At 59.1% G+C, this 14,596-nt stretch carries 13 protein-coding genes and 1 pseudogene; 9 read left to right on the top strand and 5 right to left on the bottom strand.

All coding sequences use genetic code 11. The features are described 5' to 3' along the window. The 6 genes and pseudogenes from urtE (at position 1) to RBB18_RS12235 (ending at position 5,518) form a co-directional block, all read left to right on the top strand. A complete protein-coding gene (gene urtE, locus RBB18_RS12260) occupies positions 1–690 on the top strand; it encodes an urea ABC transporter ATP-binding subunit UrtE (RefSeq protein ID WP_103761999.1) in 690 nt (229 codons plus the stop codon). A gap of 22 nt (positions 691–712) precedes the next feature. Next, entirely contained in the window at positions 713–1,942 is a 1,230-nt protein-coding gene (gene fmdA / locus RBB18_RS12255; protein ID WP_103762000.1) for a formamidase, read from the top strand. Then, the gene (locus RBB18_RS12250; RefSeq protein WP_371931643.1) at positions 1,905–2,339 is read left to right on the top strand and encodes a zinc ribbon domain-containing protein; all 435 of its coding nucleotides are present in this window, start codon (positions 1,905–1,907) and stop codon (positions 2,337–2,339) included. The genes fmdA and RBB18_RS12250 overlap by 38 nt, the downstream gene beginning before the upstream one ends. Positions 2,340–2,509: 170 nt before the next feature. Continuing rightward, a pseudogene (locus RBB18_RS12245) lies at positions 2,510–2,608 on the top strand (transposase); the annotation flags it as partial. 486 nt (positions 2,609–3,094) lie between these two features. Continuing rightward, complete coding sequence (locus RBB18_RS12240; RefSeq protein ID WP_306111017.1) at positions 3,095–3,739, top strand: GNAT family N-acetyltransferase; 645 nt, start codon at positions 3,095–3,097, stop codon at positions 3,737–3,739. Between the two features lie 60 nt (positions 3,740–3,799). Continuing rightward, a complete protein-coding gene (locus tag RBB18_RS12235) occupies positions 3,800–5,518 on the top strand; it encodes a tetratricopeptide repeat protein (protein WP_306111016.1) in 1,719 nt (572 codons plus the stop codon). Positions 5,519–5,554: 36 nt separating this feature from the next. Here RBB18_RS12235 and RBB18_RS12230 read toward each other — a convergent pair whose 3' ends face one another. The 4 genes from RBB18_RS12230 to RBB18_RS12215 form a co-directional block, all read right to left on the bottom strand. Beyond that, entirely contained in the window at positions 5,555–6,064 is a 510-nt protein-coding gene (locus tag RBB18_RS12230) for a hypothetical protein (RefSeq protein WP_306111015.1), read from the bottom strand. Between the two features lie 136 nt (positions 6,065–6,200). Continuing rightward, positions 6,201–7,502, bottom strand: a complete 1,302-nt coding sequence (locus RBB18_RS12225; RefSeq protein WP_306111014.1) for a hypothetical protein — start codon at positions 7,500–7,502, stop codon at positions 6,201–6,203. A gap of 43 nt (positions 7,503–7,545) precedes the next feature. Beyond that, positions 7,546–8,874 (bottom strand): TfuA-like protein, encoded by a 1,329-nt coding sequence (locus RBB18_RS12220; RefSeq protein ID WP_306111013.1) that lies wholly within the window; start codon positions 8,872–8,874, stop codon positions 7,546–7,548. Continuing rightward, a complete protein-coding gene (locus RBB18_RS12215) occupies positions 8,871–10,070 on the bottom strand; it encodes a YcaO-like family protein (protein ID WP_306111012.1) in 1,200 nt (399 codons plus the stop codon). Before RBB18_RS12215 ends, RBB18_RS12220 begins: the two co-directional genes overlap by 4 nt. 202 nt (positions 10,071–10,272) lie before the next feature. Between RBB18_RS12215 and RBB18_RS12210 the strand changes: the two genes are divergently transcribed. The 3 genes from RBB18_RS12210 to RBB18_RS12200 are packed head-to-tail and all read left to right on the top strand — an operon-like array spanning position 10,273 to position 12,095. Then, positions 10,273–10,980 carry a cyclic nucleotide-binding domain-containing protein gene (locus RBB18_RS12210; RefSeq protein WP_103762007.1) on the top strand — a complete coding sequence of 236 codons (708 nt, stop codon included), beginning with the start codon at positions 10,273–10,275 and terminating at the stop codon, positions 10,978–10,980. Then, positions 10,977–11,351 carry a DUF3307 domain-containing protein gene (locus tag RBB18_RS12205; protein WP_306111011.1) on the top strand — a complete coding sequence of 125 codons (375 nt, stop codon included), beginning with the start codon at positions 10,977–10,979 and terminating at the stop codon, positions 11,349–11,351. Before RBB18_RS12210 ends, RBB18_RS12205 begins: the two co-directional genes overlap by 4 nt. 42 nt (positions 11,352–11,393) lie before the next feature. Further along, positions 11,394–12,095 (top strand): Crp/Fnr family transcriptional regulator, encoded by a 702-nt coding sequence (locus tag RBB18_RS12200; RefSeq protein ID WP_274594427.1) that lies wholly within the window; start codon positions 11,394–11,396, stop codon positions 12,093–12,095. Between the two features lie 1,756 nt (positions 12,096–13,851). On the opposite strand, the gene cobF is transcribed toward RBB18_RS12200, so the two are convergent. Beyond that, positions 13,852–14,589 (bottom strand): precorrin-6A synthase (deacetylating), encoded by a 738-nt coding sequence (gene cobF / locus RBB18_RS12195; protein ID WP_306111010.1) that lies wholly within the window; start codon positions 14,587–14,589, stop codon positions 13,852–13,854. Between the last annotated feature and the right edge of the window lie 7 nt (positions 14,590–14,596).

The following is a 14,596-nucleotide window of genomic DNA, read 5'->3' as shown; positions in this document are numbered from 1 at the left end:
ATGTTGAACGTCAAGGAATTGCGATCCGCCTACGGGCAAAGCGAGGTGCTGCACGGGCTGGACCTTAATGTGAAGCCTGGAGAGATCGTCGCCATCATGGGCCGCAACGGCATGGGCAAGACCACGCTGATGAAAACGCTGATGGGCATCATGCCATCAACATCCGGCGCCGTCAGTGTCGAGGGCGCAGAGGTGACGGACCTCAAGCCGCACCAGCGCGTCAAGAACGGCATCGCCTACGTACCGCAGGGCCGGATGATCTTTTCGTCGATGACCGTGAAGGAGAACGTCGAGACGGGCCTTACGTCCACCGGAGAGAAATCCGTGCCAGAGGACATCTACGAACTCTTTCCGGTGCTGTTGGAAATGAAGTCGCGCCGTGGCGGCAACCTGTCCGGCGGCCAGCAACAGCAGCTCGCCATCGCCCGGGCGCTCGCGTCCAAGCCCAAGGTACTGCTGCTCGATGAACCGACCGAGGGCATCCAGCCGTCGATCATCCGCGAAATGGCCCGCACCCTGCGCCGCATTCGCGACGAAAAAGGACTGTCCATCATCGTCTCCGAACAGGTCCTGACCTTCGCGCTCGAAGTGGCGGACCGGGTCGTCGTTCTGGAGAACGGCACTTTCGTCCATGACAGCCCGCGCGAGGGCATCGACGAGGCGAAAGTCTCGAAATTCCTATCCGTCTGACCAAAACTGAAGAGAGGACAACATGGCAGATACGCTTATCTCGGTCGATCTTTCCGATAGCCCGCACACCAACGAGGCGGTACACAACCGCTGGCACCCGGACATCCCGATCGCCGTCTGGGTCGAGCCGGGGGACGATTTCAAAATCGAGACCTACGACTGGACCGGCGGCCAGATCAAGAATGATGACGATGCCGCCGACGTGCGCGACGTGGAACTGGAACAGGTCCACTACCTCTCCGGTCCCATCGGCGTGAAGGGCGCCGAGCCGGGCGACCTGCTGAAGGTTCACATCCTCGATATCGGCGCCAAGGAAGAGATGAACTGGGGCTTCAACGGATTCTTTTCGAAACAGAATGGCGGCGGCTTCCTGACCGATCACTTCCCCGAGGCGCAGAAATCCATCTGGGATTTCCACGGCATGTTCACCTCGTCGCGTCACGTGCCGGGGGTCAAGTATGCGGGCCTCATCCACCCCGGCCTGATCGGCTGTCTGCCCGACCGCAAGATGCTGGATATGTGGAACACCCGTGAAAAGGCACTGGTGGACACCGATCCCGACCGCGTACCGCCCCTTGCCGCTCTGCCCGACACCCAGTCGGCGCATATGGGCAAGCTGATCGGCGACGAGAAGATGAAAGCGGCCGGCGAGGCCGCCCGCACTGTTCCGCCGCGCGAACATGGCGGCAACTGCGACATCAAGGATCTTTCCCGCGGCTCGACCTGCTACTTCCCGGTCTATGTTGACGGCGCGGGCCTTTCGATGGGCGACCTGCACTTCAGCCAGGGCGACGGCGAGATCACTTTTTGCGGCGCGATCGAGATGGCCGGCTGGCTGCATATCCAGGTCGAACTGGTCAAGGGCGGGATGGAGAAGTACGGGATCAAGAACCCGATCTTCAAACCCTCGCCGATCACGCCGAAATACGACGACTACCTGATCTTCGAGGGCATCTCCGTCGATGAAAGCGGCGAGCAACATTACCTCGACGTGCACGTCGCCTATCGCCAGGCGTGTCTCAATGCGATCGAGTACCTTAAGAAGTTCGGCTATACCGGTGCGCAGGCCTACGCGATTCTCGGCACAGCGCCGGTGCAGGGGCATATCTCGGGTGTGGTGGATATTCCCAACGCCTGTGCCACTCTCTGGCTGCCGAACGAGATCTTCGATTTCGACATCATGCCGGGTTCCGACGGACCGACCAAGCATCTCGATGGCTCGGTCGACATCCCGCTGGCTCCAGATCTCTGAGACCCCGATTGCCAGACGGGCCACTGATGTGGCCCGTCAATCCAGTTATGCGGAGATTTCAATGCCTTACTATGACTACAGCTGCCCTGAATGCGGACCCTTCACCGATTTCGCCGCGATGGCGGATTTCGACAAACCTTGCGTCTGCCCCACCTGCGCGGCATCCTCGCCCCGCGTTTTGTTGCGCGCCCCAGCCTTTGCCAACATGGACGGAAGTAAGCGTGCCGCCATGGCCACCAACGAACGCAGCCAGCATGTGCCCAAATCCACTAGGTCCCATGGACCCGGCTGTTCGTGCTGCTCTGCAAGCTCAAAAAAGCTGCCCAGTCGCACACTCCACCGCGCGGACGGTTCCAAGAGTTTCCCTTCCTCCCGCCCTTGGATGATAAGTCATTGACCTGAGCAGCCTGATCTGACTGGTGCGGTTTGATTGTTAGTGCATGGTCAGCCTTGGGTCCATTGGAACGATGGTTTCTGGCGCTGGTGCCTCTGTCCCGGATGCTCGCAGCATACACCCTGTTCCGAAAATCACGGCCCAGCATCGGCACTGGGATGATAATACCGTTTACGAGCCCGCTGGAACGCCGCAACAAAGAGATCAAGCGGCGCACCAACGTTGTCGGGATCTTCCCCAACCGAGAGGCCGTCATCCGGCAGATCAACAGTCCATGAACCGGGGGCTAGGTATGCATCCGTGAGTGGTGCTCCCAGTTCCTCGGGCCGCATCTTGCTGCGCGTATCAATAAATCCTTCTAATCCAGCAAATAAATCTTTGAAATATAGATGCTTTTACAATCACTTTATACTTTATAAAATAATCCCTGGTGAAATACAACGTATGATAGAGTTTCGTGGCAGAGGACAATGCCTACTGTGGCGCGGGGGGCTTTGTGCCGCTTCGCCGCATTCCTGACAGGTGAAAATATTAGCTTTTGCAGCCATCCCTAAGAACAGCAAAAAAAACCGTATGTAGCTTGCCCTATAGTCAACCTTTCCCTCGTTTGAAAACGATACGTGCGCTTCCTATTCACGCTCGGGACGAGCAACTAAGCCCAGTGCTAAAGATGCCAGTGTTCAGCAAAGCAGAATATCCGATTGCCCAAACTTTGTGCTACGCTGTTTTATACAAGCTCCATTCAACGGTTTTGACACATGCCTGACAATACTTCCAAATCATTTTCATTGAGACCATTGGAAAAGCCCGACCTGACGTGCATCACACGATGGTTTCAGGAAGTGGGAGATTTGGCGCTCTTTGATCGACATTCGCGCGTCCCCTACGATCTCGCGACGAGTGAGAGGCTGTGGAACATGTCTGACACCCCGCAAAACGCGTACGACAATTGCTGGTTCGCGATCACGTCCAAACCCACCGGCGTTGCCGGCATCGTAGGCCTTGAGCGCATTTCGCCCGTCAACCGCGATGCGGTCATCGCACTTTATGTCGACCACGCGATCCGGCGGCAGGGAATTGGCATTCGGGCATCAGCGCTGATACTGGATTTCGCATTTCGGCAACTGGGATTGAACCGGGTGACGTCCTTCTATCGCAAGGACAACGCGGGCAGCCGCGATCTGACCCGTCAGGCCGGCTTCGAAGTGGAGGGAACGATGCGGCAAGCGTGGTTTTCCGACGGGAAGTTCCATGACATGATCGTCGTCGGTCTTCTGGCGGAGCACTGGAACACTCGACGAGACGCGCTGGCAGAAGAACTCGGAGAAACAACAGTGATCGCGTTTGGCGATGGGAAGAGTTCGGGTTCTAAATGGCCACCGCACAGGTCGGTAACGCACTGAATGAAAGCCGGATAGTTGAACGCACGCGAACCAACTTTCAGACAGCGGCTCGGGGCTGTCTTGTTTGCCGATGTCGTCGGGTATTCCCGGCTCATGGGGCGGAACGAGATTGACACCTACAAGACCTTGCGCGCCCTTCTGGAACGTCTCGAGGCGGCGTGTGTCGAAAACGGCGGACAATTCGTCGACGTCAAGGGCGACGGCATCCTCGCCCGGTTCGACACGGCGACCGATGCCGTGCTTTTCGGCGTGGAACTGCAACGTATCACCGAGAGCAGCAATGCCGACTTGCCCCTGGCGCAAAGGATCAGCTTTCGCGTCGGAATCCACCTTGGTGAGTTCCTGCTCGACGACCGTGGCATTCATGGCGACATCGTCAACATCGCAGCCCGACTGCAAGAACTCGCCGAACCCGGCCGTGTCTTCGTCAGTTCCAGCGTGTATGAGCAGGTGCGCAACAAGCTGCGCCTGGGCTACGAGTTTCTTGGCCCGCAAATGCTTAAGAACATCGAGCAGCCCGTCCCCATCTTCTGCATCCGAACCGAAGTCGAGGGCGCAACCATGGCGGCCACGGTTCGGCCTTCGGCGCCCTCGATGGAGTACAGTCGGCCCGACACACCTTCGATCGCCGTTCTTCCCTTCGATATCCGCGGCGGCGACGAGTCCGAAAGCTGGTTGGCGGAGGGACTGACCGAGGACATCATTCTCGCGCTTTCCAAATTCAAGAACCTGTTCGTCATCAATCGGAACACAAGCTTCGCGTTCAGGGCGCAGGATCTGCCCCCAAGCAAAACTGCCACGAAACTGGGGGTGCGCTATGTCGTGCGCGGCAGCGTTCAGCGCGCGAAGACGAAGTTGCGCATCAAGGTCGAACTGATAGACACCGACTCGTCTCGGACGATCTGGGGCCAAACCTACGACCGGGATCAGGAGGACATCTTCGAGATTCAGGACGAGATGACCGCGTCAATCGTCGGGGCGGCCGCTGTTCTGGTCGAGGCAGAGGAACGCCGGCGCTTCAGTGCTTCGATCCCGTCCGACCTTGCGGCCTACGGCTTCGTGCTGCGGGCACAGCAGCTGATCTTCAAGTACACGCGGCGTGACAACGAGCATGCGCGAATGCTCTACGAACAGGCTTTGTCACTGGACGGGAAATATGCCCGTGCCTCCGCGGCCCTGTCGCGGACCCTGAACATCGACTGGCGCTACTCCTGGAACGCGGACGGAGATCAGGCGCTCGACACCGCTCTTTCCTATGCCCGTCGGGCCGCCGACCTCGATCCCACCGATGCGCGTGCATTCGGAGAACTCGGATTCGTTCACCTTTACCGCAAGGAACACGATGCGGCGCTCGGGGCTTATGATCGTGCGCTCAAGCTCAATCCCAACGATGCCGATTTGCTGTCGGACTATGCAGATGCCTTGGCGCATTCAGGCCAGAACGAAGAGGCGATCCAGCACCTGCAGCGCGCCATGCGATTGAACCCGTTCTTCCCGGACCAGTACCTTTGGCATCTTGGCGGGGCTTACTACAATCTAAAGCAATATGACGCGGTGATCGAAACCGTCAGCAAGATGAACAACCCGACAGAAGGTCAACGGATGCTGGCGGCAAGCTACGCGCAGCTGGGCCAAATCGAGTTGGCAAGCAAGATTGCCGAGAAACACCGTACCGTGCATCCGAACTTTTCGATCAAGCATTGGGAGCAGATAATTCCCGACCGCCTGCCAGAAGACACGCAGCATTTCCTCGAAGGATTGAAAAAGGCCGGGTTCTGATTGCTGGACCCCGCTGCGCAAAGGTCGCGTTTGCGTTCAGTCGCCGGAGCCGCGCGCCTTTGCCCCGCTGACCTTGGCACCGCTCACTTTCGCGCCACTGACCTTGGCGCCACTGACTTTTGCACCGCTAACCTTCGCGCCGCTTACGCCCGCTCCGTCACCGGCGAAGTAAGCTTCCAACAGTATCTGTTCGAACATGCCGGTCGACACATCCATGCGCATGGTCTGATCGGCCTTGTCATAGCTCCAGACCCGGATATCGTTCGCGATTTGAAAGTCGGCCGCGGCGACCCCGCTTTTGGAGGGGTCGTTGGGCGCGCGTGACCCAAGGTTGCCGGGAAGGTCCCCGTCGGTGGCACTTTGACCTTTTCCGTGAACGAGAAAGATCACGGGTTCCGGCAGGTCGAAATACGTGCCTTCGTGGGCGAAACCGTAGATCTTGGCGAAAGCGGGTGACTGCTCGCTTTCCTTGTCATCGGCCAAGGCGAACTGGTCATCCAGATGCTTGTTGCCGCCAAGCGTCCTGGACGCTCTGCGTTGATACACCAGATCATCAAGAATTCTGCCAAACAACAGCACTTCTGAAAAGCTCAATAAAGACTCCGACATGATGCCCTCTTTTTAAAATGGATTAACGACAAGGTGCCACAAACAACAAAGAACGCAAAACGTATTTAGACTATTACAGGTGCGGCACTCGTGTGCGCACGGAAACCGCATGGCTGTCGCCATCGGGGTCGGCCAGTCTCGGACCCACCTGCGTAAGGCCGATATCGCGCATACGGAAATTACCCTCGATGATCCGTTGGTACGCCCCGCCGGATATGTCGCGATCGACGGCCAGCAGCGCCTCTTCGACATGCGAATAGCTCAGCCCGTCCGCTTCCAGCATATCCCATGCGTCAGCCAGGTAAGAACCCATCAGGTCCCGCGCTTCCAAGAGCGCAATCCGAAATCCTTCGGGGTTTTGCGCGTAGCGATCATCGAACATGTCCTGCATGACGTCGCTGTACTCGGGCGAACCTTCGAGCCGATCCGACAGGTCTTCGATTTCCGGCGTAATCAGCCCGGTTTCCAGAAGCCGTTCGTGAAACAAGTCGATCAGGATGTCGAACAGGGCCCCGGTCAGCGGTTCCGACAAAGCGTGCTCGCTCGTCCAGCCAGCCGAGAAATCCGACAACAGTTTGTCATTGGCCGCCATGCGGATCTGGGCTGTCTGCGCCGTTTCAGCAAACCGGTTGAGCCGATTGTAAGTGTAAAGGTTTCCCCGGGTTTCCTCCAGCAGAGCCTCGACTACCGATCCGAAATGCAACGAGGCCAGAAGCGCGACCATGTCCGCGGCGGATTCGTGAAAACCGTAATATTCGCCCGACGCGTCTCCTTCAGTGGGCAGGCCGATCACGCTGTAGATCAGCGCGTGCCCGATTTCATGGGCGACAACATCGAAGTTCAGGCTGTAGGGCCTGTACTCACCTTTATGCTCGGTGGTCCCGCCGGTCTCCAGAAAACCCCAGCCGATATGCGCATTGTCGAGGCCGGGCAGCAGCGACAGTTCCAGCTTGTCGTAGTCGGACTCGAAATGCCACGGGATCCGGCGCTCGAAATACCCTTCCCAGACATCCATCGTGAAATGCGCCGAGCCGAATAGATGCGCCGCCTCGAATTCCGGGTCATCGGGCGCGATGTGGATGAAGTTGCCGAACTCATCGGGGATGGCCGGCGCGTTGCGCTGCCCGTTCCAGGGCGGAAGGTACATGCCCGGCCCGACGGGCCCGGGCACGATGGCGCCATAGGATATGGTCTTACCAATGGGGTCGACCACGTACATGCGCGGCCCTGACGGACCGGGACCGATCGTACCGGGCGGGGCCGAGATCTCGACCAGTTCCAGTTCCGCCGCGTCCTCCCCGAACGGAGATTGCGGAAACAGAAGAAAGCGCGTGCCCGGCGCTTCGTCCTCTGCCGCGTAATCTGGAAACTGCATCAGATCCTCCGTTGCGTTTCGGCCCCCATGCCTCGAGCCAGAATCAGCCCTGGCTTCCGGCCCTCAGCGCGTCGTCTTCATCCAAGTTATACAGGAACTCGCGTGCGATCAGAGCGATAAGTTCATCGCGCCCGTCCAGCCCAAGCGACCGGGCGAATGCGTCCGGGTCGTCGGGTACGGGGCGGCCCAGGCGGGTTTCGAAAAACCAGACAAGCAGACGCAGCCTGTCCGGCGATGCCTGCGCGCCATTTTCGACAATAGCCCGGGCCTTGGCCTCGGCCCGCGCCTTCAACTCGGAATAGGCCCCGGACCAGCGCAGCTCGGACATAATATGCCCGTCCAGCCCGGATGACCGCGCGGCTCGTGTGTCTTCGATCAGCGCAGCCTCCGCCAGCAGCGCCTCATAGCAGGTCTCGTCTAGGTCGTTCGCCTCCAGCCAGTCCAGAACAGCGTCACGACGCGACAGGTTGTTCAAGCGGCGATGCCGGTCCATCACAGCGCGCAGCGTTTCGCGATCCGCCCGGGCACCGCGGCGCTCCGCATCCTCTATGGCAAGACCGCGCAACATGGCCTTGTTGCGCGTGGTCTCATACCTCTCCGGGTCCAGCCGCAACTCGTCCAGCACGGCCTTCGACGCAGCGGCTCCGGCATCGGTTTCGCCCTCGATGCGCCGGACCAAGCCTTGCCAGGCCAACGTCCGCTCGACCCTATGGGCCTGGTCAGTTTGGATGTCATTCTCGAGGAACGCAGCCATGCGGACCAGCATGGCCCGGGCGTCTTCGCCTTTCGCGTCGACCTTGCCCGAAGGCAGCCAGGGGAATAACGCGGCAAGGCTCGGCTCATGCAGAAGTCGGGCGGAAATCTCATCCCAGGTTCGGCTCTTGTAGTGCAGCGATTTTGCCGTCGCGTTCAAGAGTTCGGCCGCCTCGGGCGTCAGGACCTTGGCAGCAACGGCGCGTTCCGCCGTGGCGCGGACGGATACCATCGGCTCGCTCAGGGCCATGAACCCAAGCTCGGCCGGCCCGTGCTGGACCGCCACGTCGTCATCGTCGGCAATCTCACCTTTCAGGTAGGCCTCGAATATCGCACCGACGCCGATCATGCCGAAATCGTGCAGTTCGGCGGCCCGCAGGGCCCCTATACTGGCGCTTCCGAAAACTGGAATGCCCTGCTCCATCGCCCAAAGGATTTCCTTGTGCCAGACCGACGGCACCCCTTCGAAATAGCCGTCGATAATGCCGATGGCCGGTGGGCACCGACGCGCCACGCGATAAACGTCGCCCTGTGCCACGGGCGGCAGAACCTCGGCGTCCAGTGCCGCGAGAATGGCCTCGGCGTCTATCGTCGGGCCTGCAAAAATCACTGGCTTCATGCGGCACCGGCCTGCACGGCGCGCGCCCGTGGGCCCGGTATAAAATCCGGGTCGTCATGCGGTGCCTCCAGCCCCGGAATGACCGCGCGGATCACCGAAATCCCGAATTCCGGACGGGACAGGTCGACCGTCACCACTTGGTCTATCCCGGCGGAGGACAGACGCGCCAACAACAATGCAAGGTCGTCCTCGAAGGTTTCCGTTGTCACATTCGGACCGTCCAGGAAACTGCGTGCTGGCGGCGCGTTGGCGATCAGGTGACGCACGTAGCGCCCTCTGGCCGCCACGGCCTCGGTCGTGAATTCCGAAGGGTCCAGATCGTCACGCGCCCCGGAAATATAGGTCAGCCGGGTCTGCGCCGCCTCTGTCACCGCGCGCAGAAGGGCGATGGCGCGGTCCGGGTGGCAGCCATCGCCGATTCCGATATGGCCATGGCTGTCGCCTGCCTCGCAAATCATGCAGCGAAAGCTGGGCACGCCGACATCCGACGTCGTGTCCCACAGCCCGACATCCAAGCCAGCACCGACCAATCGGTTGAGTGCATCCCGGCACCTTGGGTCGTCAACCGATGCGGGGTCGATCCGCGTGTCGCCGGACGCGTAATGCCACAAGGTTGTCGCGTCCCGCTCGATCAGTTCACAGATCGCATGGCAGGTCGCCTCGGTGGTGTCATTGCCGGACGCAAGCCCGTTCGTCGTGCGCGGAAACGCGCCGTGACCGCCATGCGGCGGCTCGGTATAGTCGGTATCGACCATCTCCAGCGGCACCCAACAGGCGGCATCCCGACCAAGGTCCCGCCCTTCGACCCACAAGATCCGCCGATGCGGGTCAAAGCTGGCGCCAGTGACTTTAGGCAGGCGAGAAACGTCCGCAACAGCCACCTCGGCCTGCAATTCGGCGAAAGATTCGCGGCGGATCGGCCGCACGATCCTTTCCGCATGCCAACTCTCGATGGCTTCCATGACACCCGAAACCTGCGCCGCCTCCAGCGACAGCCCTTTGCCCAGCGACACCGCGACCGAGCGGGAGTTCGGCCGCGTCACCATCACCGTGGGCAATCCGATACGATCCAGACCCGTTAGGTTGGCGATGCGTGTGATCCCCATGCGGGACAAGTGAGGCCTGACACGCTCCATCGTTTGGGCCGGATCGCACAGGCGATGCGTATCAAGCAGATATTCTTTTCTCGACGACATGCGAATGACGGTGCTTTCAGCAGTTTGAACAATTTTAAGAAAGCAATTGCATCAACAATCCAGTTCTCGTTTCAAGAGTGCGTCATCATCCCTCGCCGGTCAATGTGACTGATGATGATCGCCCAAGGGCACCCGTTCTTCGCCAGACTTCGAAAAAGTGGTATACCGGATGCAAACCAGAGCCACCTGACGGAGCCAGCGGATGCTGTATGGTATCCCCGAAGACGTTTACCATTGGATCGGATATTGCGGTGTCGCGCTTTATCTGGGGGCGTATGCCTTATTGCAAACCGGAGTGATCCGCGGACACGGCTATCCGTACGTCATCCTGAATTTCCTCGCGGCGTCGTTTGTCCTTGTCGGTTTGACCGTCGCCTTCAACCTGTCTTCCGCGATCATTCAGATTTTCTGGATCATCATCAGCCTTGTCGGCCTGACGCGCATGTTGCTTCTGGATCGCATGGCCCGGTTGAACGAGGAGGAAAGCGCCTTGGTCGCGAGGATCTTTCCCGACTTTTCCAGGACAGCCGCGCGCAACTTCTTTGATCACGGCATCTGGCTCGACGCCGAACCGGGCATCAGGATCACGCAGGAAAACGAACCCGTCACGCACCTGACTTACCTCGCTAAAGGTTCGGCTGACGTGTTTTCTTCGTCTGAAAAGATCGGTACGGTTGTCGGCGGGCTCGTCGGCGAAATGAACGTCATGCAAAAGGGGCCTGCCTCCGCGACCGTGCGCACGGCAGAGCCAAGCCGTCTCTTCATGATATCGTCTGAATCCCTCTCGGAACTGGCAAAGTCCGACATCGAATTCCGGCGCGCGCTGGAAAGCGGCATGCACCTGGATACCCGCAGCAAGCTGGTTGCGGCCAACAAGGCCCTGACACGACAGAAGGCAGCGGCAGAGTGACCGAGACCGGGATCCTGATCTTTCTCGTCCTCGTACAGGTCAAACACTATTTCGCGGACTTTCGATGGCAGACGGGTGAAATGCTCGCCCACAAGGGGAAGTTTATGCACCCCGCGGGACTGGCGCATGCGGGTCTTCACGGTTTGCTCAGTTTGCCGGTCATGGCGCTTGCGGGTCTTGGCGGGCCGGGTCTGATCGTCGCGCTGGGATTGGCCGAGGTTTTCGTGCATCATGTCATCGACTGGCAGAAGGCCAACCTGCAGACAGAAAAGGCCGACCTTGGCGAGGCCGGGTTCTGGCGGCTGGTCGGCCTGGATCAGGCAGCGCATCAGCTGACCTATGTGGCGATTCTTGCGGTCGGCTTGCTATAATTGGTTTCACTGGTTTGCACACGCGCGCTAACGGAGCATTCGATGAACATCGCGGACAAGCAGAAGCGCAAATACCTCAGCTCCTGCCCGCTTTTCTCGGACCTGAAGAAAGACGTGGCCCAACGGATAGCGGGGCGGGCCCGCGGCGTGTTTCTTCCGCGCGGGCAGGTTCTGTTTCACGAGGGCGATCCGTCTGACGGTCTTTATGTCCTGTGTACTGGGCTGGTTCGGGTCAGTATCGTCAATACGGACGGTGACGTGCTGACCCTCGCGGTGCCGGAACACGGCGCGCCCCTGGGCGAGATGACTTTGGTAAGCCCAGATCCGCGGTCGGCAACGGTGACCGCGCTGGAGGATTCCAGCCTGCTTCACCTTGAAACGGGCACGATGGTCGCGCTTCTGGCCGAAGAACCGGCACTTGCTGCGCATTTGATCCAATTTTTGTCGCAGCGGTTGCGCGAGTCGAACGAGACGCTTCAGAACTTCGCATTCGAGAATCTGTCACAGCGGCTGCTTCAGAAGCTTGCGGAACTCGGATTGAAACACGGCACGCTCAACGAAGAAGTGCTGGACCTTGGCCGGAAGTTTTCTCAAAGCGCGTTGGCCGAGATGCTGGGTGTCACGCGGGAGGCGATCAACAAGCAGCTGAAGCTTTTGCAGGACCAGAGCAAGATCACGATGCGCAAGGGCATCATTCAGATCGCGTCACCTGCGGATATCGTCAAGAAAAAACTCGGTCACTGACGCCTCATTGCCTATCCTGAACTCCAGACAGGTCTGAGAATTTTCCGGAGCGCAACACCTTCGGTTTACGCAACAAAATTGTTTCAAACGTGCCCATGGAGATAAAATCGAAAACATGTGAACCCGTTCACAGTAGGAAGCGTGAGTTTGGTTAATACTGATTAACAGGAGGACAGAACTCGCCTCTGGGAATTCTGGTAGCAGCCTTGGGTATAAGCCAGCTGCGATCCAGGCTAGGGCGGTCAAGGCCGTCTGGGCAAACCAGGGGAAAGGCAGTGAGTGGTCTGTGAGAACTGTTCTCTCGGGTTGGCAAGATACTAGCCGGCCGAGTTCTAGATAGGAAACATCTATTTCAATAACCAAATCTCCCGGGACGGGCTGGCAGCTGTGTCAAAGCAGTATGCGGCTCGGACCTGGGTTTTGCTTTCATTCCTCCAAACGGCTCTAAAATGAAGAACTACCTCCAGAACGGCCACATCCTTCGCGTTACCGCGCCCGCGGACGGCATCGCCTCGGAACGCGCCTGCTATTTGAGAGCTGCGCGCTCCAAGGCGCGACGCCCAAACTGGCCGACATTTCCTCCGCCGCACTGGTAGGCTTAACGCCGCCGTTGACATGTTTGCCGCACTTGCCGGGGTCGTATATGCCGCCAAATCGATCCCTTCATTGGCGAAGAGATTTAGGCACGTCTGGAAACTATCCTCTGATTTTTTGCCTGCGTCCCAGGCTGATTATCTCTGTGTCAGTGCTGCCAGAGAGGCTGCGCCCAATTCGTGACAAGTCAGGTTTGGTCGCGCCCGAAATGGACCTGTCGGGTATTTGTGCCGCTCCTTTGACCACTATCGTGTCGCAAAGGAAAACACATATGGCGTCACGACCGACGGAGGAATTCCGTGCCGAAGCAGTGCGCGTGGCTTCAACCAGCGCTTGCCGCTCAAGCAGGTGGCAGCCGATTTCGGTATCGTCTTCTAGACGTTGAACCGCTGGATCCAGCAGGATCATCGCACTCCCGAGAAACCAGCCGTCCAGTCTGATCTTGAGCGCGAGATCGCCGAGCTGGGGAAAGAAAACCGCATGCTTCGGGAGGAGAGGGACGTGGTAAAAAAGGCCACCCAGTTCTTTGCGGAGCGAAGCAAATGAGGTTCGCTTTCATCCATTGCCCGGCAGGCGAATCGTGGAACAAATCTGCCGAGAGGGGCAAAGAACACCGACATGTTGCCGTCGAACGGCTGTGCCAGATCATGGATGTCAGCCCGCGAGGGTATCGGGCCTTCTGTCGGGTAACAGATGGGGGCGACCGAGAATGAGATAGCCTCTGAAGTCCGGCGAATGGTGGCCCACTTTGTGCCTGGGTCCTTCCCAGCCCCTGTCTGCACGCGGGTAATTCGCACCCTGGTTGAGGATCTTTTGTTCTGACCCTGGCGTGTTGAGATTTGGGTTCTTGTTTTTTTCAGCAAGGCCACCCAAAAATAGTTTTCAAATTACAGACCTTGGACTTCAGGTAGCGGCAAAGGCCCGCGTCATGACCCAGAGGTTGGAAGGGAGCTTTTCTTTCAAGAGAACGGAACTTGAAAATAGAAACACAGTTCAGCAAGAATTCGTTTCTTCGCCGCCGTCAACACAGCTACCGCCTCGTCGACGGTCGGAACAGGCGGTAAAAGGGATTACTAATTGTGGCGGCGGCATTACCTGACCGCGCAATCGTGTCACTCGCCAGACGTTTCGAGATGACCAGATTTGACATGTCCGGTCTTGTTCAAATGCGACGCAACAGGTAGCTGTCCATTATCCAACCATTTGCGGCGCGCGCTTCTCCGCGTTTATCCACGATCTTCTGTCCGACATCGACCAGAGCTCCTTCGATAAGGATCTCTTTCTCGGAGCCGAGATAAGCGCCCCACCAGATATGAAGGCCGATCGGGTCGATGTGCTGAAATGAGCACAGTCCATCCAGCATCACGACTGCTGTGGTTTCATTTTTAGGCAGGCCGGTCTCGCGGAGTTGTCTACCTGTCGTGATGCGCACGGGGCCGTCGACGGTGTTGAGCGGGATGGCATGGGCCGCGGTCAGCGCCTGAATGGCGGTGATGCCGGGCACGACGCGGATCGCCGGTTTCGGAGAGAGACGCTCGGCGATCCGAATGGTGCTGTCGTAGAGCGAGGGATCGCCCCAGACGAGCAGGGCAACCGGTCCGTCGACGGACTGCCCTTGCAGGGCCGTGATCCAGCGCCGGGCAATCTCGTCGTGCCAGGCGGCGACGCGTTCCATGTAGGGCAGGTCGGGGTCGCGCACCGGGTATTCGAAGGGGACGATGCGGGCCGTACTGCCGGACGCGGTGATGATGGCGCGTCTGAGATGGGCGAGGTCCTCTTTGTTGTCGCCCTTCGTCGGCAGCAAGATGACGGCGGCGTTTCGCAGCGCATCCGCGCCTTCGTGGGTGACATGCGCGGGGTTGCCCGTGCCGATCCCGATGAGCCAGAGGTTTTCGATCATTGGCTGG

It is taken from the genome of Roseovarius sp. MMSF_3298 (assembly GCF_030733705.1).
GTDB classification, from domain to species: Bacteria; Pseudomonadota; Alphaproteobacteria; order Rhodobacterales; family Rhodobacteraceae; genus Roseovarius; species Roseovarius confluentis.
This window is presented reverse-complemented; position numbering and strand designations above follow the sequence as displayed.